The sequence below is a fragment of the Streptomyces sp. NPDC048277 genome (assembly GCF_040652235.1).
GTDB lineage: Bacteria > Actinomycetota > Actinomycetes > Streptomycetales > Streptomycetaceae > Streptomyces.
Genome location: NZ_JBEZLQ010000004.1, coordinates 273,710 through 291,867, shown reverse-complemented (window position 1 = coordinate 291,867; position 18,158 = coordinate 273,710). Strand labels below are relative to the sequence as shown.

Here is an 18,158-nt window from a genome sequence, read left to right as displayed (position 1 = left end):
ACGCGGCGGAGCCGCATATCGATACAGCCCCGCGCCCCTACGGGGCGCTTCTGCGGCGGCCTCGCCACAGGACCACCGCCGCCACCAGCAGGACGCCGCCCGCGCCGCCTGCCAGGGGGGCTGCCCAGTCGGTGACGCTCGTCGTGGTCTTCGCCGCGTCGGGGCCCGAGCCGAAGTACTTGTTGGCGTACGACGCCGACGTCAGGCTCTGTGTCCTCAGCTTGGCCGCGCCCCTGATCGCCGCCTCCGGGTCGATCATGCCGAAGCCGCGGGAGTCGTCGCGGCCGCCGCTCGGGGGGTTGCCGGCGGTGTCCTCCACCAGCTTCTTGATCTGGGCCGGGGTGAGGCCGGGATGGGCGGCCTTGATCAGAGCCACGGCGCCGGAGACGAAGGCGGAGGCGGCGCTGGTGCCCCAGCCTTCGTAGTACTTGTGGTCCGGGTCGGCGATGACGATGTCGTAGCCGGGTGCGCAGACCGTGGCGTACCAGCGGCGGGTGGAGAAGTCGGCGTGGACGCCGAACCTGTCCACCGCGGTGGCGGCGATGACGCCCGGGTAGGCGGCCGGGTAGGAGATGTGGTCGCCCTTCTTGCCGCCGTTGCCGGCCGAGGCGACGACCACGACGTCCTTCTTCAGGGCGTACTGGATGGCCTCGTCCTCGCTGGGCTCGGGGTGCGCGGAGGCGGAGTCGTCGCCGAGGGAGAGGTTGATGACGTCGGCGCCGTGGTCGGCGGCCCAGCGGATGCCCTCGGCGAGGGCGTTGCCCCGGGTGGAGCGGGCCCTGGCACGGGCGCTGTCGTCGTCCTCCAGGATGACCCGCACGGGGAGGATCTTGGCCTCCGGGGCGACCCCCATCACGCCGTCGCTGTTGCCGATCCCGTGGCCGTGACCGGCGATGATGCCGGCCATGGCGGTGCCGTGGCGGGCCCAGTTGCGACTGCCCGGCCCGGCGCCGAAGCCGATCATGTCCTTGGTGGGCAGGACGTTGCCGACGAGGTCCGGGTGGTCGTCCTCCACACCGGTGTCGAGGACGGCGACGGTGATGCCCTTGCCCTTGGTGGTCTGCCAGACCTGGTCCAGGTGCAGGGCGGACAGGCTCCACTGCTGGGCGCGGATGCTGTCGGCGTACGCGGTCGTGGACGGCAGGAGGGTGAGCGAGCCGGCGAGCAGCAGGCTCACCGCGGCCCCGGTTGCGCGGCGCTTCATGAGGGCGTCTCCGTTGCCTGGCCGACGGTGTTCTGGCGCAGTCGCCGTTCGATGCGGTCGGCCAGGCCCTGGGCCTCGTTGCCGAGGCCTGCCTGGGCGGCGGGCGTGGTGGCGCCGGACGCCTCGGCGTCGGCGGCGGGCTGCGGGGTGTCGACGGTACGGCCGTCGGCCCAGCCGGAGACGGCGTAGGCGACGACCGGGGCGTCGGACAGCACGGAGATCGTCCAGGCCGCGCGCTGGTGGGGACCGAACCGTTCGGCGGCGGTGTTCTTCGCGGCGTACGGGAGGGGCATCAGGTCGGTGCGGCGGTCCAGGTGCTCGGTCTCGAAACGCTTGGCCAGCGCGGTCATCCCGGCCGGGTCGGCCTTGGTGAACAGCAGTCCCACGGTGGTCACATAGCTCTGGGTGGCGTCGGTGTAGGTGGCACGGATCAGGCGCCGGCAGCCGACGGGGGCGAGCACCTTGCGCAGCAGCGGGTCGAAGGCGTCGGCGCAGCCGGTGGCCGGGGCGACGGCGATCCGGGTCCAGGTGCGGTCGGCTCCGCCGGGACCGGCGCCGGTGCCCTGCACGGTGGGCGGGAACAGTTCGTCGACGGGCACGTTGTGCCACAGGCCGGAGGCGGAGCTGAAGCTGGTCGCCGCGCTGCTGTCAGTGCCGTCGTCGATGAGCCAACTCCCGGTCACCGCACCGCCGATGAGGCCCAGGCCGAGCACCACGCAGGCGGCGGCGACGGCGGTGTGCGGCGCCACGCGACCGATCAACGACCGCCCCCGCCCTCGCTCGTCGTACCCCTCCGGCTCGCCGAAGGTCACAACGGGCCGGTCCCGGCCGGGAGTTCCCGCGGAGGCGCTCCAGGACATCGCGGGGTCCGGTGCGGGTCCGCCGAAGGGCGAGGCGGTGTCGTAATAGGGGTCCGGGGCTGCCGCCTCGGGAGCGGCCGACGGGCGCGGCGGGGCAGCACCGGCCGAGCCGGAGCCCGCCGAGCGGGCCGACGCGCCGGAGTCCGGGGGTCCCGCCGGTCGGGGCGGGGTGCTCGGACGATACGGGGCGGCACCCTCGGCGGCCGGGGGGTCCGTGGGCCGCGGTGGAGTGGTGGACGCGGGACGCGGGGCGTCGCCGGCCGCCGGGGGACGCTCCGGGCGCGGTGGAACTACGGTCGCCGGGGGCTCGGCCGTGCGGGGCGGCGGGGCGGCCTTCGGGGGTGACGTGGGGCGCGGTGGGGCGGTCGGCACCGGGAAGGTCCGCATGTGCGGGCTCCACGCGGTGCCCGACGCCGGCGCGCCGATGGGGGGCGCGAAGAAGTCGCCGCGGGGCCGCTCGGTCCGCTTGGGCCCGGCCGCGCCGGTGGTGTCGGCCGAGGACGTGGACGCGGTGCCCGGGCGTACGGCCGACGGGCGCGACGGGGATGCCGACCCATCGGCTCCGCCCCGCTCGTCCGACGACGGCTCCGGTTCCCCCGAAGCTCGCAGGGGGCGGAGCGATGCGGCCGGCTCCGCCCCGGCCTCCGAACGCCGGGACGACGGCCCCGGACCGTACGACAACCGGAACGGCGGAGCGACACGACCGGACTCCCGACCGGAGGAGGCGGGCGGCGCACTACGCCCCGACTCCCGACCGGAGGAGGCAGGCGGAGCGCCACGCCCCGCATCCCGACCAGCAAAACCAGCCGACCCACCACGACCGGACTCACCGCCAGGGGAGACCGGTGGCGCGACGCGGCCGGGCTGTCGGCCCGAGGACGCGGGGGGAGCGGGGCGGTCGGGCTCTCGGCCGGGGCCGGGGGATGTCGATGGTGCGCCGCTGCCGGGGTACCGGCCCGGAGGCGCGGGCGGGGTGTCCGGGAAGCGGGCCGATGCCGGTGGCGGAGGGGCGGACGTGGTGGTCGTGCCCTGGGGCGGGCGGAGGTTGGGATAGCGGGGGCGGGTGATGCGTTCGGCGGGTGTAGGGCGGCCGACCGCCCTGTCCCCCGCGCCCTGTTCGCCCTGCCCCACCGCACCGCCCCGACTCGTCCGGTCATCACGACTCTGCCGACCGCCGGACCATCCCGGCAGCTGGTCCTGCCCGGTGGCGTCGGCGCCACCGGTGGATACGTCCGGCCGGGGCGACCCATTCACTCGGCTCACCCGGTCGAAGAAACCGGGCCCGCCGGCGCGGCCGGACGCGCCGGCCGTACCCGGCACCGGTCCCCGGCCTATCCCACCGTTCCTGCCGTTCCCCGGTTCGGTCCCGTCGGCCCGGTCACCGGTCGTCGGCGCGGGCTCCCCCATGGACTCCGTCGGCTCCCCCGCAGGCTGCTGTCCCGGCTGTGCCGGCACCGTCGAGGCCGGGTCGGACGCGGGGCGTCGCGGGATCGGGGCGTGCCGCGCTTCCATACTCATGCGCCCCCCGTTTCCTCGCGCCCGGGCCAACTCCTCGTACGGGCCGCCGTGCCTCCCGGCGCGGAGTTCTCCGCCCCGGGCACGCATACCCGCACGCGCGGATCCGCATCCCGGCGCGGGTCAGGCGGCCGGGGTCGTTCCGCCGTACGTGCGCGTCACTCTACGGGTTGTGCGACGGCAAACGGCAACCAGTCCGCGCCCCCGGGGCATCTGCCCGGATCGTCCCCCTACCCTGCGGTAATCCTGTCTGGCAGGCTTCGTTCATGACTGCGCGCGCCGCCGACCGGGCCCGTTACGACCGGGCCACCGCCCATCTGGACGCCCCCCTCGCGATCGTGGATCTGGAGGCCTTCGACGCCAACGCGGACGACCTGGTGCGCCGGGCCGGCGGCAAGCCGGTACGGGTCGCCAGCAAGTCCGTACGCTGCCGCCACCTACTGGAACGGGTGCTGGCGAAGGACGGGTTCGCCGGGATCATGTCCTTCACGCTCGCGGAGTCGCTGTGGCTCGCGCGGTCGGGATTCGAGGACATCCTGCTGGCCTATCCGTCCGCGGACCGGGCCCGGTTCGCGGAGCTGGCCGCCGATCCCAAGCTGGCCGCCGCCGTGACGGTGATGATCGACGACCCGGCGCAGCTCGACCTGATCGACTCCGCCCGTGACGGCGGGACCGAAGTGGTCCGGGTCTGCCTGGAGTTGGACACCTCGCTGAAGATGTTCGGGGGCCGGGTGCGGGTCGGGGCCCGGCGCTCGCCGCTGTACTCCCCCGCCCAGCTCGCCGACCTCGCCCGGACCGTGGCCCGGCGGCCGGGCTTCAGGCTGGTCGGGATCATGGGGTACGAGGGGCATATCGCCGGGGTCGGGGACGCTGTCTCGGGCCGCCCGCTGCGCTCCCGCGCGGTCCGGCTGATGCAGGCCACCGCCCGCCGCGAACTGGCCGAGCGGCGCGCCGCGGTGGTGCGGGCGGTCCGGGCGGTGGCGCCGGACCTGGAGTTCGTCAACGGCGGCGGCACGGGCAGTGTGCAGACCACGGCGGCGGAGGACGCGGTCACCGAGATAGCGGCGGGGTCGGGCCTGTACGTGCCGCGCCTCTTCGACAACTACACGTCCTTCACCGGCCGCCCGGCCGCACTCTTCGCCATGCCGGTCGTACGGCGGCCCGGTGTCGGGGTCGTCACCGTCCTCGGCGGCGGCTACCCGGCCTCGGGCGCCCCGGGCCCCGACCGGCTCCCGGTGCCGTACCTGCCGGAGGGGCTGTCGTACGACCCCCAGGAGGGCCCCGGCGAGGTGCAGACCCCGCTGCTCGGCTCCGCGGCGGACGACCTGCTGATCGGCGACAAGGTGTGGTTCCGGCACGCGAAGGCGGGCGAGCTGTGCGAGCGGTTCGCGGAGCTGCATCTGGTCGAGGGCGACCGGGTGACGGCGACCGTGCCGACGTACCGGGGGGAAGGTCACACCTTCCTCTGACCCGAGACCTACCGTCCCGTGGGACGGATGCCCTTCGTGATCTCGTCCATGTCGGACAACGGCGGTCCGTCCGGGCCCGCGTCGAAGACGAACCGGACGACGACCGGTGCCGGGATGCCGGAGTCGGACGGAAAGGCGAGGGACTGGACGTAACCGCCCGGTCCCTCGGCCGTCCTCACCCGCCAGCGCACCAGGTATCCGTCGCGGCCCGCGACCGCGATCCGCCCGGCCTTGACGACCTGGTGGGAGCGGATGCCGCCGTAGGGCCGCCGGCCGCCGGGATCGTGGCCGTACGCCGACTCGGCCGCGTCGGGTACGTCCCGTTCGGCGACGGTGCGCGGCGAGGCGCCCTCGGTGCTCGGTGCCGTACGGCTGATGACCTGGCCGTGGCGGCATCGGCCGGTGTGGGCGGGGCAGTCGTAGGTGCCGTCGGTCGTCATCACGACGTCGTCCTGGGCGACGGACGAGGGGCTGGTCCAGCCGGGCGGCACCGGCAGGGTGATGCCGTTGAGCTGGTCGACGACGAGGGACGGGGCGGGCGGGCCGCTGGGCGCGGTGTTGATCGTCGTGTCGCCGCCGCCGCGCACCTCGTCCGTGCGGACCACGGTCGCTCCGGTGACGATCGCCGTCGCCAGCACGGCACCGGCGGATATCAGCGCGACGGCCTTGGCCCGGCGTCCGGACGCCCCGGCCGCCGGGGTCGGCGGCGCGGGGAGGCCGGACGGGGTGCGCCGGTGCACGGTCCAGGCGCCACCGTCCCACCAGCGCTCCAGGTGCGGGGCCTGCGGGTCGGAGTACCAGCCGGGCGGCGTCATGCTCACTCCCGCACTGTAGGACGGGAGTTGGGGCGGCTCCTACAGGGGTGTGACGTACGCCCCAGAGATCCCGCCATCCACGAGGAAGTCGCTGGCGTTGACGAAGGAGGAGTCGTCGCTGGCCAGGAAGGCGACGGCGGCGGCGATCTCCTCCGCCTCGGCGAAGCGTCCGACCGGGATGTGCACGAGGCGGCGGGCCGCCCGCTCCGGGTCCTTCGCGAACAGCTCCTGGAGCAGCGGGGTGTTGACCGGTCCCGGGCACAGGGCGTTGACGCGGATGCCCTCGCGGGCGAACTGCACGCCCAGCTCACGGGACATGGCCAGCACGCCGCCCTTGGAGGCGGTGTAGGAGATCTGGCTGGTGGCCGCGCCCATCCGGGCCACGAAGGACGCCGTGTTGATGATGGACCCCTTGCCCTGCCGCCGCATGTAGGGGATGGCGGCCTTGCAGCACAGGTAGACGGAGGTGAGGTTGACCTCCTGGACGCGCTTCCAGGCCTCCAGGCCGGTCTCCAGGATGGAGTCGTCGTCGGGCGGGGAGATACCGGCGTTGTTGAAGGCGATGTCGACGCTGCCGTAGGTGTCGAAGGCCGTCTTGAACAGGGCCTCGACCTGCTCGGCGTCGGTGACGTCGACCTTCACGAAGATTCCGCCGACCTGCTCGGCGGCGGCCTTGCCGCGGGCCTCGTCGACGTCGCCGCAGACGACGTGGGCGCCCTCCGACGCCAGCCGGCGCGCGGTGGCGAGGCCGATGCCGCTGCCGGCTCCGGTGATGACGGCCGTACGGCCGACCAGGCGTCGGCAAACTGGGGTGTCGGTCACTGTGCGGAGCCCTCCGTGCTGATGAAGACGTTCTTGGTTTCGGTGAAGGCGGTGAGCGCGTCCGGGCCGAGTTCACGGCCGATCCCCGACTGCTTGAAGCCGCCGAAGGGGGTCCAGTAGCGGACGCTGGAGTGGGAGTTGACGGACAGGTTGCCTGCCTTGACGGCCTGGGAGACGCGCAGGGCGCGGCCCACGTCACGCGTCCAGATCGAGCCGGACAGGCCGTAGTCGGTGCCGTTGGCGAGCCGGATCGCGTCCGCCTCGTCGTCGAAGGGGATGACCGCGGCGACCGGCCCGAAGACCTCCTCGACGGCCACGCGCGCGTGCGGGTCGACGCCGGTGAGGACGGTCGGCGGGAACCAGAAGCCGGGGCCGTCGGGCGCCTTGCCCCGGATGCCGGGCGCGTCGGCGTCGACGTACGAACGGACCCGTTCCAGCTGGGCCCTGGAGATCAGCGGGCCCATGTCGGTGGTCTCGTCGGCGGGGTCGCCGACGGTGACGGACTCGATGGCCGGGGCGAGGAGTTCCAGGAAGCGGTCGTGGACCGGGCGTTGGACGAGGATGCGGGTGCGGGCGCAGCAGTCCTGCCCGGAGTTGTCCAGGAAGGACATGGGGGCGGCGGCCGCGGCGGCCTCGAGGTCGGCGTCGGCGAAGACGAGGTTGGGGCTCTTGCCGCCGAGTTCGAGGGTCACGCGCTTCACCTGGTCGGCGCAGAGCGCCATGATGCGCTTGCCGACGCGGGTGGAGCCGGTGAACACGATCTTGGCGACGCCCGGGTGCCGCACGAGCGCCTCGCCCGCGATGTCCCCGCGGCCGGGCAGCACCTGGAAGAGGTGCTCGGGGAGACCTGCCTCCAGGGCGAGTTCGGCGAGGCGGAGGGCGGTGAGGGGGGTGGTCTCGGCGGGCTTGAGAATCACCGCGTTGCCCGCGGCCAACGCGGGCGCGGCGCCCCAGGCCGCGATGGGCATCGGGAAGTTCCAGGGGGCGATGACGCCGACGACGCCGAGCGGTTCGAGGAGGGTGACGTCGAGGCCGCCGGGAACCGGGATCTGGCGTCCCGTCAGCCGCTCCACTCCCCCGGCCGCGTAGTCGAGCAGATCGCGGACGTTGCCGGCCTCCCAGCGGGCGTTGCCGACCGTGTGCCCGGCCTCCCGGACCTCCGTCTGGGCGAGTTCCTCGCGGTGTTCGTCGACGACGACCGCGAAGCGGCGCAGCAGCCGGGCCCGGTCGGCGGGTGCGAGGGCGGCCCACCGCTCCTGGGCCCGCGCGGCCCGTCGTACGGCGGTGTCGATGTCCTCCTCGACAGCCCCCTCGACGGTCGCGATCACCTCCTCCGTGGCCGGGTTGAGGACGTCGAGTTCGTACTGTTGCGACAAGTGATGCCTCACATGCGTTCGAAGGAGCGGCGCAGCTCCCAGTCGGTCACCGCGGCGTCGAAGGCCTCCAGTTCGACGCGGGCCATGTTGCGGTAGTGCGCGACGACCTCGTCGCCGAAGGCCGCCTTGGCGACGGGGCTGTTCTCCCAGAGCTCGGCGGCCTCGCGGAGCGTGGTCGGGACGTGGGCGAAGTCGGCGGCGTAGGCGTTGCCGGGGCAGGCCTCGGGGAGTTCCAGCTTCTGCTCGATGCCGTACAGCCCGGCGGCGACCAGGCCGGCGACGGCGAGGTGCGGGTTGACGTCGCCGCCGGGCAGCCGGTTCTCGAAGCGCAGGGAACGGCCGTGGCCGACGACTCGCAGGGCGCAGGTGCGGTTGTCGTGGCCCCAGGCGACGGCGGTCGGGGCGAAGGAGCCCGGCTGGAACCGCTTGTAGCTGTTGATGTTGGGCGCGTACAGCAGCGAGAAGTCGCGGAGCGCGGCGAGCTGTCCGGCGAGGAAGTGCCGCATGACGTCGGCCATTCCGTCCTGGGAGTCTCGGGAGGCGAAGGCGTTGTGGCCGTCCGCGTCCGCCAACGAGAGGTGGATGTGGCAGGAGTTGCCCTCCCGCTCGTTGTACTTGGCCATGAAGGTGAGGGAGACGCCCTCCTGGGCGGCGATCTCCTTGGCGCCGGTCTTGTAGATGGCGTGCTGGTCGCAGGTGACCAGGGCGTCGTCGTAGCGGAAGGCGATCTCGTGCTGGCCGGGGTTGCACTCCCCCTTGGCGGACTCGACGGTCAGCCCGGCCCCCGCCATCTCGTTGCGGATCCGCCGCAGCAGGGGCTCGATGCGCCCGGTCCCCAGTACCGAATAGTCGATGTTGTACTGGTTGGCCGGGGTCAGTCCCCGGTAGTTCGCGTCCCAGGCCGCCTCGTAGGTGTCCTTGAACACGATGAACTCCAGCTCCGTACCGACCTGTGCGGTGTAGCCGAGTCCGGCGAGGCGCTCCAGCTGGCGACGGAGGATCTGGCGGGGCGCGGCGACGACCGGGGAACCGTCGTTCCAGGCGAGGTCGGCGACGAGCATCGCGGTGCCCGCGTTCCAGGGCACGCGGCGGAGGGTGGAGAGGTCGGGGTGCATCGCGAAGTCGCCGTAGCCGCGGTCCCAGGAGGACATGGCGTAGCCGTCGACCGTGTTCATCTCGGTGTCGACGGCGAGCAGGTAGTTGCAGCCCTCGGTGCCGTGGTGCAGGACCTCGTCGAGGAAGAACCGGGCGGCGAACCGCTTGCCCTGCAGGCGCCCTTGCATGTCCGGGAACGCCAGGACGACAGTGTCGATCTCACCGCTCGCGACGAGGGTGTGCAGTTCCTCGACGCTCAGCGGGGGTGTGCGGTCTGCCACGGGGGAGCTCCTTCGGCTTCTTTCGCGATGGTGCTGTGCTTCTGCGGCCGGGGCGGGAGCTCTAAGGTATTGGTGAGAACCATTGCTTGGGAAGGGGGTGGGGCCATATGTCGCTGGACGCGGACGGCGCCCTCGACGACCCGTTGACTCCGGTGCTGCGGCCGGTACGGGCGGGCAACGGCTTCGAGGAGGCGCTGGAGCAGATCCTCCAGGTCGTCCGCCTCGGCCTGGTTCCGGGCGGCGAACGGCTGCCCGCCGAGCGGGAGCTGGCGGAGCGGCTGGGGATCAGCCGGGTGACGCTGCGCGAGGTGCTGAAGGTGCTCCAGGACCAGGGCCTGGTGGAGTCCCGGCGCGGCCGGTACGGCGGTACGTTCGTGCTGCCGCGCGCGGACGCGGGCGGCGAGGACGAACTGCGGCGCCGGATCGCCGAGGTCGACATCGAAGACGTACTCCGGTTCCGCGAGGTGCTTGAGGTGGGCGCGGCGGGCCTGTGCGCGTCGCACGGGCTGACCGAGGAGCAGGCGGACCGCCTCCGCGAGGCGCTGGCCCGCACGCACGAGGCACCGCTCGCGGACTACCGCCGCCTGGACACCCTGCTCCATCTGACGATCGCCGAGCTGTGCGGCTCGCCCTCCCTCACCGCCCAGTACGCGGCGGTGCGGGCGACGGTCAACGACCTCCTCGACTGCATCCCGCTCCTGGTCCGCAATCTGGAGCACTCCCAGCGTCAGCACATCGCCCTGGTGGAGGCGGTGCTGGACGGGGACGCGGACGGCGCGCGGGAGATGATGCGGGAGCACTGCGCGGGGACGGCGGCGCTGCTGCGGGGCTTTCTGGCGTAACGGCCCACGGGCGTGTCATAAAGGTATGCACGTACACCTTTGTGACTCGGGAGGGGCCCATGACCGGACGGCCGCTGATCGGCGTGAGCACGTATCTGGAGGCCGGCACCCGCTGGGGCGCCTGGGAGCTGGAGGCGGCGCTGCTGCCGGCCGGCTATCCGCGCCTGGTCCAGCGGGCGGGCGGCCTGGCCGCGATGCTGCCGCCGGACGACCCCGAGCAGGCCGCGGCGACGGTGGCCCGCCTGGACGGCCTGGTGATCGCGGGCGGCCCGGACGTCGAGCCGGTCCGCTACGGCGCCGAGCCCGACCCCCGCACGGGACGCCCCGCACGCGCCCGGGACGCCTGGGAGCTGGCCCTCATCGACGCGGCGCTGACGGCGGGCATCCCCCTGCTCGGGATCTGCCGGGGCATGCAGCTCCTGAACGTCGCCCTGGGCGGCACCCTCGTCCAGCACATCGACGGCCACGCGGACGTGCCCGGCGTCTTCGGCCGCCACGAGGTGAAGCCCGTCCCCGGGACGCGGTACGCCGAGACGGTCCCCGAGGAGACCGCCGTCCCCACCTTCCACCACCAGGCGGTGGACCGGCTCGGGGACGGCCTGGTGCCGTGCGCGTACGCGGCCGACGGCACGGTCGAGGCGATCGAACTCCCCGCCGGGCGCGGCTGGGTCCTCGGGGTGCAGTGGCATCCGGAGATGGGCGAGGACCTGCGGGTGATGCGGGCGCTGGTCACAGCCGCGTCCTGAGGCGGGGCGGACCGCGAAGGTGCGTCAGCCCCGGGTCAGGGAGAGCAGTTCGCGGGCCGGGCCCGTCGGGCGATGGCCCGTCGGCCATACCGCCCGCAGGTCCCGCCGCAGCGCAACGCCCTCGACCGGGATGCTCACCAGCCGCCGCATCGCCAGTTCCTCTCCCACCGCCAGTTCGCTCAGCACCGCCGGGCCCGCGCCGCCGACCGCCGACGCCTTCACCGCCGTCGTCGAGGACAGCTCGATCAGCGGGCGGGCCAGGCCGCCCAGTGCGGTGTCGAGCACCTGGCGGGTGCCCGAGCCGCGTTCGCGGAGGATGAGGGGCGTCGCCGCCAGCTCCTCCGCCGCGAGCGGGCGCCGGCGGCGGGCCCAGGGGTGGGCGGGGGCCACCACGACGATCAGGCGGTCGTGGGCTATCACCGCCGAGTCCAGACCCTGCGGAACAGTCAGTCCTTCCACGAAGCCCAGGTCCGCCTCGTCCGCGAGCAGCCGTTCGGCCACCGCCGCCGAGTTGCCCGCGAGCAGGGACACGGCCGTGTCGGGGCGCTGCGCGCGCAGCGCGAGCAGCCAGCCGGGGAGCAGATACTCGGCGATGGTCATGCTCGCCGCGACCCGCAGCCGCGAGTCCCGGCGGTCCCGCAGCGCCTGCGCCCCCGCGTCGAACGCCTCCGCCGCCTCCACCACCCGCCGCGCCCAGTCGGTCACCAGCGCACCCGCGTCCGTGAGCCGGGAGCCACGCGGTGAGCGGTCGACGAGGGCCACGCCCAACTGCCGTTCCATCGAGCGGATCCGGCTGCTGGCCGCGGGCTGGGTGATGCCCACCTCCCGGGCCGCCGCCCCGAGGCTGCCCAGCCGCGCCACCGCCAGCAGCAGCTCCAACGCACCCAGATCCGGCACGCGGTGCGCCAGCGTGCCGCCCGCCGCCCGTCCCTCCGCCTCGCTCATAAACACAGCTTATGCCGTCATAGGGACGGAGTCCCTGGTCGCGGGCCCGGACCGGCGGCACCGTTGGATCCATGGTCACCGCAGTCCGGTATCTCGGCCCCAACTGGTACGCCTCCGTCATGGGCACCGCCGCCCTCGCCGGCGCCGGCGCCGCACTCGGCATCGGCGGGACACGGCAGGTCCTCGTCGGCGTCTGGGCGCTGTCGCTGCTGCAACTCGCGGTCCTCCTCGCCGCCCGCGCCCTGCACTGGGCCCGCCATCCCGACCAGGCCCGCGCCCACCTCCTCGACCCCGCCATGGCGCCCTTCTACGGCTGCCTCTCCATGGCCCTGCTGGCCGTCGGCGGCGGGGCGCTGTCCCTGGGCCGGGACTGGATCGGCGAACCGGCGGCCGTGGCCCTCGACTCCGTGCTGTTCGTCGCCGGTACGGCCGTGGGACTCGCGGCGGCCGTCGCCGTGCCGTACCTCATGGCCGTACGGCACCGGATCGAACCCGGGCAGGCCACCCCCGTGTGGCTGCTGCCGCTGGTCGCACCCATGGTGTCGGCCGCCCTCGGGCCGCAGCTCGTACCGCATCTGCCGGCGGGGCAGCCGCGCGAGACCCTGCTCCTCGCCTGCTTCGCGATGTTCGGGCTGAGCCTGCTGGCCACGCTGCTGATGCTGCCCCTCGTCTTCGCCCGGCTGATCACCGGCGGCCCGCTGCCCCTCGCGCTCACCCCGACGCTCTTCCTGGTACTGGGTCCGCTCGGACAGTCCACGACGGCCGTGGGCGCCTTCGCCGACATCGCGCCCGGGGTCGTACCGGCGCCGTACGACGGCGGTTTCGGTGTGCTCGCCGTGCTGTACGGCGTTCCGGTCATGGGGTTCGCGCTGCTGTGGCTGGCGCTGGCGGTCTCGCACCTGGTGCGGGCCCGGCGGCAGGGCATGCGGTTCGCCATGACGTGGTGGGCGTTCACCTTCCCGGTGGGGACGTGCGTCACCGGCGCGGCGGCGCTGGGGCGGCACACCGGGCTCGCCGTGTACGACTGGCTGGCGGCCGGCCTCTACGGCCTGCTCGTCGTCGGCTGGCTCGCGGCAGCCTCCGGCACCGTACGCGGGCTGCTCAGCGGCGCACTGCTCGCAGGGCCTCGGCCAGCACCCGTGGCGCCTCGGCCAGTGACGGCCCGTACCACGTCAGATGCCGTCCGCTGACCAGTGCGCAGGACAGCCCCGGGAAGGCCTCCGGGCCGTCGGCCGCGGTGAAGCGGTAGGGCTCGTCCGGGAGGACGACCAGGCCCGGGGACGCGTCGACCAGGTCCTGGAGCGGGACACGGGGGTAGCGCTCGGGGTGCGTGCCGTACAGGTTCTCGAAACCGAGCCGGTCCAGGACGTCACCCGCGAAGGTGTCCCCGCCCAGGACCATCCACGGCCGCCGCCAGATGGGTACCACGACGGTCGTACGAGGCCGCGCGGGCGCCGGGGCCGACCAGGTCTCCTCCGCCTCGTCCAGCCAGCGGGGGCGGCTGCGCGCCCCGCAGGCGGTCAGGACCCGGGCCAGCTCCCGGAACGCCTGTGGCACGTCACGCACCACCGTGACCAGCACCTCCACCCCGCCCGCGCGCAGGGCGTCCAGGTCGGGGGCGCGGTTCTCCTCCTCGTTGGCGATCACGAGGTCGGGGGCGAGGGCGAGGATCCGGTCGACGGCGGGGTTCTTGGTACCGCCGACACGGGTGACATCGAGGTCGGCCGGATGGCTGCACCAGTCGGTGGCGCCGACGAGGGTTCCCGGGAGCGTTTCCGCGACGGCCTCGGTGAGGGAGGGGACGAGGGAGACCACGCGTCGTGCACGGGGCGCTTCAGCGCTGGCGATCGTGGACCGCCTCGATGTGTTCCGCCACCGCCACCACGATCACCCTCGTGTCCGGGACCGTCGCGCGCCAGCGGTGGCGGACCCCACCGGTGAGGTAGAGGGTGTCGCCGCGGCCGAGGCGGTAGGCGCGGCCCTCGGCCTCGATCTCCACGGCGCCGTCGGCGACGTACATCAACTCGTCGTTGCGGTGCTGGAATTCGCGGCCGGCGTCGTGGTCGCCGGTGAACTCCGAGGCGTGCAGCTGATGGTGACCGCGCACCAGGGAGCGCACCTTGGGTGCGAAGTCCGGCTCGGTGGCCTCGTCGGCGCGTACGACGTCCACGCTGCACGCCGGGTCGGCGGCGGCGAGGAGTTCGACGGCCGTGGTGCGCAGGGCGTCGGCGAGTTTCTCCAGGGAGGTGCGGCTGGGGCGGGCCCTGTCGTTCTCGATCTGGCTCAGGAAGGGCACGGACAGGCCGCTGCGCTCGGCCACGACGGCGAGGGTGAGCTCCAGCGCGCGGCGACGCCGCCGGACTGCCGCGCCCACCCGCACGGGCTGCTGGTCTTTGTGGTCGCCCATCGCTCCGGCTCCCTCCTTCGCTCGTCGTTCCGTCCATCGGGTGCCCCGCTTCGGCCGGGCCCCTCCTGATGGGTTCTCTGCACCCTACGCATGTTCGGCAAACCGTTTCAGGCGGCCGTCACATCCCTGTCACGTCCGGTGAGCGCGACCCTCACAGTTCGCGCCAGTACACGGGCCCGCCGGATTCGCCGGGCGCGGGCTCCTCCTTCGGGATGAAGCCGCTGACCAGGAGGGCCGGACGGCCGCCGGGGTCGGTGAGCGGCGTGGCCGACGGACCGGCGAAGGCGCGGCTGCCGCCGGAGTGCGCGGACTCGGCCGGCCGGCCCGGCCGGAGGCGGGGCCGTGGGCACGGGCCGACCGGCTCCCGGAGCCGCCGCGAAGGCGCCGACCCTCGATCAGGACGAGGGGCCTCCCCACCAGTTGGACGCATGCGCGGACGCCGATGTTCCGCGCGCCGCCCCGGGCCAGGAGCGGCTGGTCAAGGCGCTGATCCGGGCGGGCGTCCCGGACCGTGAAGTCCCGCGGGGCGGAGCGGAGTTGGCGGCCGGTGGCGCGGTCGGCCCGGGGTGGCGGCCGGTCGGTCCCACGGTGTCGCCGTGGACGGCGGCGAGGTCCGGGGTGCCCTCGGCACAGGCGGGCAGGATGCGGGGTGCGTCGAACGCGCGGTCGGCCGTTCCGGCCGGTAGCGCGGCGAGGCTTGGGTCATGCCGTAGCGCTCTGTGGTTGGCCGGATCCTTTTCGTAGGCGAGGACCCGATCCGCCACGGCACCCACCCGGTCACGTCCGGATCGGCGCCCACTTGTCGACAAGGCCGGGGTTCCGCTTCAGCCAGGAGCGCACCGCGTCCTGCTCCTTGCCCTGGCCCGCCTCCTGGATGGCCGCCTCCAGGCCGGTGAGCTGCTGCTCCGTCATGGTGAAGTCCTTGAGCCACGTGCCGACCTCGGGGTTGTCGGCGGCGAAGCCCTTGCGGGAGAGGGTGTGCACACCGTCGCCGCTGCCCCAGGCGCCCTTGGGGTCGGTGAGCTTCTTGAGGCCGTAGTCGCTGTAGGCCCAGTGCGGCGACCACAGGGTGACGAGGATCGGCTGCTTCCTGGCGTAGGCCCGCTTGAGCTCGGCGAGCATCGCGGGCGTGGAGCCGTCGACGACCTGGTAGGTGCCGTCGAGGCCGTACTCCTTGAGCACCTTGGACTTGAGCAGGCCCATCATTCCGGCGCTGGGTTCGATGCCGACGATCTTCCCGCCGAACTCGGAGGCGTGGTTCTTCAGGTCGGCCAGGGAGTTCACGTCCTTCACGTACGAGGGGACGGTCAGCTCCAGGGAGGTGGGGCCGTACCACTTGCCGAGGTCGTCGAGCTGCTTGCCGTACTTCTTCCAGTACTCGGCGTGGGTGGTGGGCAGCCAGGAGTCGGTCTCGAAGTCGAGCTGGCCGGTGGCGAGGCCGGTGTAGAGGGGGCCGGCCGCGTACTGGGTGGTGGTGACCCGGTAGCCGCGTTCCTCCAGGATCTCCTTCCAGAGGAAGGTGGAGGCGACGCCCTCGTCCCAGGGGATGTAGCCAATCTTGATCTCCCTGCCCTTGCCGACGTTCGTGGCGGAGGCCGTCCCGGTGCCGGAGGAGGAGCCGAAGATCCCCATGCCGCTCGCGACCAGGGCGAGCACGACCACGCCGATGACGGCGACGGCCGGGCGGGGGCGGTAGGTCCAGGGGGTGGGGCGGACCTTGGCGGCGGCGCGCCGGCCGAGCGGGGAGAGCTGGGTGCCGAGCGCGCTGGTCATCCGGTCGAGGTAGATCGCGAGGACGACGATGCCGACGCCCGCCTCGAAGCCGAAGCCGATGTCGAGCTGTCCGATGGCCTCGTTGACGGCGCCGCCGAGGCCGCCGGTGCCGACCATGCCGGCGATGACGACCATCGACAGGCCCAGCATGATGACCTGGTTGACGCCCGCCATGATGGTCGGCAGGGCGAGCGGCAGCTGGACGCGGAGCAGGGTGTCGCGGGGTGTGGTGCCGAACGCCTCTGCGGCCTCGACCAGTTCGGCGTCGACCTGGCGGATGCCCAGCTCGGTCATGCGGACGCCGGGGGCGAGCGCGAAGATCAGGGTGGCGATCACACCGGCGGCGGTGCCCAGGCCGAAGAAGAGGATCGCGGGGATCAGCAGGACCATCGAGGGCATGGTCTGGAGCAGGTCCAGGACCGGGCGGACGGCCGCGCTGACCGCCTTGGAACGGGCCGCCCAGATGCCCAGCGGGACCGAGACGGCCAGCGCGATCACCGTGGCGACCAGGACGAGCGCCAGGGTGGACATGGCGCGGTCCCACAGGTCGAGGGAGTCGACCAGCGCGAACCCGGCGAAGGCGAGGACGCCGGCGCCGGCACCGCGCAGCCACCAGGCGAGCACCGCGAGGATGCCCGCCAGCAGCAGGGGCGCGGGGGCGGTGAGGACGCCGTCGATGCCGTCGTACATGCCCTCGACGACCGTGCGGATCGCGTCGAAGAGCCAGGACATGTGCGCGACCAGCCAGTTGACGCCGGAGTCGACCCAGTCGCCGAGAGGCAGCCTAGGCACGGGCGGTCACCTTCTTTCCGCCGTCGCAGACCACGGGTTCGCCCGCTTCCTCCGCCAGAAAACCGATCAGCCGCTCTCGCGGTACGACCCCCACGACCGCGTCGCTCTCGTCGAGGACGGCGACGGGGTGGGGCAACCGGGCGCTGAGCGCGCACAGTTCGGTGAACGGCATGTCGGGGGTCGCGGCCGCGCAGCCGCAGTTCGCCTCGTCGCCGCTCACGTCGGTGTCCATGACGGCGGCGGCCGTGAGCACGCGGGAGCGGTCGACGTCCTGGGTGAAGGAGGCCACGTAGTCGTCGGCGGGGCGCAGCAGGATGTCCTCGGCGGTGCCGGTCTGGACGATACGGCCGTCGCGCATCACGGCGACGCGGTCGCCCAGGCGCATGGCCTCGTTGAGGTCGTGGGTGATGAAGACGATCGTCTTCTTCAGGGTCTTCTGGAGTTCCAGGAGCTGGTCCTGCATGTCCCGGCGGATCAGCGGGTCGAGCGCGCTGAACGACTCGTCCATGAGGAGCAGGTCGGCGTCGGTGGCCAGGGCGCGGGCCAGGCCGACCCTCTGCTGCATGCCGCCGGAGAGCTCGTCGGGCCAGGAGTCCTCCCAGCCGGCCAGTCCGCACAGGGCGAGCGCCTCGTCGGCGCGGCGGACGCGCTCGGCGCGGGGCACGCCCTGCACGGCCAGGCCGTAGGCGGCGTTGTCGCGGACGCTGCGATGCGGGAAGAGCGCGAAGTGCTGGAAGACCATGCTGATCTTCCTGGAGCGCAGCTCGCGCAGTTCGCGGTCGGTGAGCGCGGTGAGGTCCTGGCCGTCGAAGCGGACATGTCCCGCGGTCGGTTCCAGCAGGCCGTTGAGCGTGCGCAGGAGGGTGGACTTTCCGGAGCCGGACAGGCCCATCACGACGAATATCTCGCCGGGGTCGACCCGGAAGGAGGCGTCGATCACGGCGGCGGTGGTGCCGTCGGCGCGCAGTTCCTCCCGGTCGGCGCCCTGGCGGAGCCGCTGCACCGCGTCGTCCGGTCGTCTGCCGAAGACCTTGTACAGGTGCTCGGCCTCAAGCCTGGGTGACACACGAACCTCTCTCTCGGAGGCGCCGGGCCTCGGGGACCACAGCACCCCGGGGTGCGGGACAGGGCCGCGCCTGCCCGGGTCCACGCAGGTCAAACGTGCACGTGGGCCAGGTCACGACGTCTCCACCGGCCGCGACCCGGGATGCGGCGC

The 18,158-nt window shown here is 73.4% G+C and carries 15 protein-coding genes; 4 read left to right on the top strand and 11 right to left on the bottom strand.

Annotated features, from left to right (window positions below; genetic code table 11):
• Positions 1-37 precede the first annotated feature (37 nt).
• Positions 38-1,204, bottom strand: a complete 1,167-nt coding sequence (gene mycP / locus AB0D85_RS11580) for a type VII secretion-associated serine protease mycosin (RefSeq protein ID WP_362317294.1) — start codon at positions 1,202-1,204, stop codon at positions 38-40.
• Entirely contained in the window at positions 1,201-2,451 is a 1,251-nt protein-coding gene (locus AB0D85_RS11575; RefSeq protein WP_362317291.1) for a hypothetical protein, read from the bottom strand. The genes mycP and AB0D85_RS11575 overlap by 4 nt, the downstream gene beginning before the upstream one ends.
• A gap of 1,394 nt (positions 2,452-3,845) precedes the next feature.
• Here AB0D85_RS11575 and AB0D85_RS11570 point away from each other — a divergent pair.
• Entirely contained in the window at positions 3,846-5,048 is a 1,203-nt protein-coding gene (locus AB0D85_RS11570; RefSeq protein WP_362317288.1) for an amino acid deaminase/aldolase, read from the top strand.
• 8 nt (positions 5,049-5,056) lie between these two features.
• On the opposite strand, the gene AB0D85_RS11565 is transcribed toward AB0D85_RS11570, so the two are convergent.
• The 4 genes from AB0D85_RS11565 to AB0D85_RS11550 are packed head-to-tail and all read right to left on the bottom strand — an operon-like array spanning position 5,057 to position 9,437.
• Complete coding sequence (locus AB0D85_RS11565) at positions 5,057-5,863, bottom strand: DUF2510 domain-containing protein (protein WP_362317990.1); 807 nt, start codon at positions 5,861-5,863, stop codon at positions 5,057-5,059.
• Between the two features lie 39 nt (positions 5,864-5,902).
• On the bottom strand, positions 5,903-6,685 hold the full coding sequence (locus tag AB0D85_RS11560; protein WP_362317285.1) for a 3-oxoacyl-ACP reductase: 783 nt from the start codon (positions 6,683-6,685) through the stop codon (positions 5,903-5,905).
• The gene (locus AB0D85_RS11555; protein WP_362317283.1) at positions 6,682-8,061 is read right to left on the bottom strand and encodes an aldehyde dehydrogenase family protein; all 1,380 of its coding nucleotides are present in this window, start codon (positions 8,059-8,061) and stop codon (positions 6,682-6,684) included. The genes AB0D85_RS11560 and AB0D85_RS11555 overlap by 4 nt, the downstream gene beginning before the upstream one ends.
• Positions 8,062-8,069: 8 nt before the next feature.
• Positions 8,070-9,437, bottom strand: a complete 1,368-nt coding sequence (locus AB0D85_RS11550) for a glutamine synthetase family protein (RefSeq protein WP_362317280.1) — start codon at positions 9,435-9,437, stop codon at positions 8,070-8,072.
• 107 nt (positions 9,438-9,544) lie between these two features.
• Between AB0D85_RS11550 and AB0D85_RS11545 the strand changes: the two genes are divergently transcribed.
• Positions 9,545-10,279 carry an FCD domain-containing protein gene (locus AB0D85_RS11545; protein ID WP_362317277.1) on the top strand — a complete coding sequence of 245 codons (735 nt, stop codon included), beginning with the start codon at positions 9,545-9,547 and terminating at the stop codon, positions 10,277-10,279.
• Between the two features lie 59 nt (positions 10,280-10,338).
• A complete protein-coding gene (locus tag AB0D85_RS11540) occupies positions 10,339-11,025 on the top strand; it encodes a gamma-glutamyl-gamma-aminobutyrate hydrolase family protein (RefSeq protein WP_362317274.1) in 687 nt (228 codons plus the stop codon).
• Positions 11,026-11,049: 24 nt separating this feature from the next.
• Here the strand turns inward: AB0D85_RS11540 and AB0D85_RS11535 are convergent, their stop codons facing one another.
• Positions 11,050-11,970, bottom strand: a complete 921-nt coding sequence (locus AB0D85_RS11535; RefSeq protein WP_362317271.1) for a LysR family transcriptional regulator — start codon at positions 11,968-11,970, stop codon at positions 11,050-11,052.
• A gap of 71 nt (positions 11,971-12,041) precedes the next feature.
• On the opposite strand from AB0D85_RS11535, the gene AB0D85_RS11530 reads away from it, so the two are divergent.
• Positions 12,042-13,160, top strand: coding sequence for a TDT family transporter (locus tag AB0D85_RS11530; RefSeq protein ID WP_362317268.1), 1,119 nt, complete (start codon positions 12,042-12,044; stop codon positions 13,158-13,160).
• Here AB0D85_RS11530 and AB0D85_RS11525 read toward each other — a convergent pair.
• From AB0D85_RS11525 to AB0D85_RS11510, 4 genes are all read right to left on the bottom strand, one after another.
• Positions 13,072-13,785, bottom strand: coding sequence for a helical backbone metal receptor (locus AB0D85_RS11525; protein ID WP_362317266.1), 714 nt, complete (start codon positions 13,783-13,785; stop codon positions 13,072-13,074). The genes AB0D85_RS11530 and AB0D85_RS11525 overlap by 89 nt on opposite strands.
• Before the next feature lie 19 nt (positions 13,786-13,804).
• Positions 13,805-14,377: an XRE family transcriptional regulator gene (locus tag AB0D85_RS11520; RefSeq protein ID WP_362317263.1), complete on the bottom strand. Its 573-nt coding sequence runs from the start codon at positions 14,375-14,377 to the stop codon at positions 13,805-13,807.
• A gap of 777 nt (positions 14,378-15,154) precedes the next feature.
• Positions 15,155-16,942, bottom strand: coding sequence for an ABC transporter permease/substrate binding protein (locus AB0D85_RS11515; RefSeq protein WP_362317260.1), 1,788 nt, complete (start codon positions 16,940-16,942; stop codon positions 15,155-15,157).
• The gene (locus tag AB0D85_RS11510; RefSeq protein WP_362317257.1) at positions 16,935-18,008 is read right to left on the bottom strand and encodes a glycine betaine/L-proline ABC transporter ATP-binding protein; all 1,074 of its coding nucleotides are present in this window, start codon (positions 18,006-18,008) and stop codon (positions 16,935-16,937) included. The genes AB0D85_RS11515 and AB0D85_RS11510 overlap by 8 nt, the downstream gene beginning before the upstream one ends.
• Positions 18,009-18,158: the final 150 nt, after the last annotated feature.

Coding starts and splice junctions, on each gene's coding strand:
- AB0D85_RS11520 (WP_362317263.1), bottom strand. CDS start 14,377: ATGGGCGACCACAAAGACCAGCAGCCCGTGCGGGTGGGCGCGGCAGTC.
- AB0D85_RS11565 (WP_362317990.1), bottom strand. CDS start 5,863: ATGACGCCGCCCGGCTGGTACTCCGACCCGCAGGCCCCGCACCTGGAG.
- mycP (WP_362317294.1), bottom strand. CDS start 1,204: ATGAAGCGCCGCGCAACCGGGGCCGCGGTGAGCCTGCTGCTCGCCGGC.
- AB0D85_RS11535 (WP_362317271.1), bottom strand. CDS start 11,970: ATGAGCGAGGCGGAGGGACGGGCGGCGGGCGGCACGCTGGCGCACCGC.
- AB0D85_RS11530 (WP_362317268.1), top strand. CDS start 12,042: ATGGTCACCGCAGTCCGGTATCTCGGCCCCAACTGGTACGCCTCCGTC.
- AB0D85_RS11570 (WP_362317288.1), top strand. CDS start 3,846: ATGACTGCGCGCGCCGCCGACCGGGCCCGTTACGACCGGGCCACCGCC.
- AB0D85_RS11540 (WP_362317274.1), top strand. CDS start 10,339: ATGACCGGACGGCCGCTGATCGGCGTGAGCACGTATCTGGAGGCCGGC.
- AB0D85_RS11545 (WP_362317277.1), top strand. CDS start 9,545: ATGTCGCTGGACGCGGACGGCGCCCTCGACGACCCGTTGACTCCGGTG.
- AB0D85_RS11575 (WP_362317291.1), bottom strand. CDS start 2,451: ATGCGGACCTTCCCGGTGCCGACCGCCCCACCGCGCCCCACGTCACCC.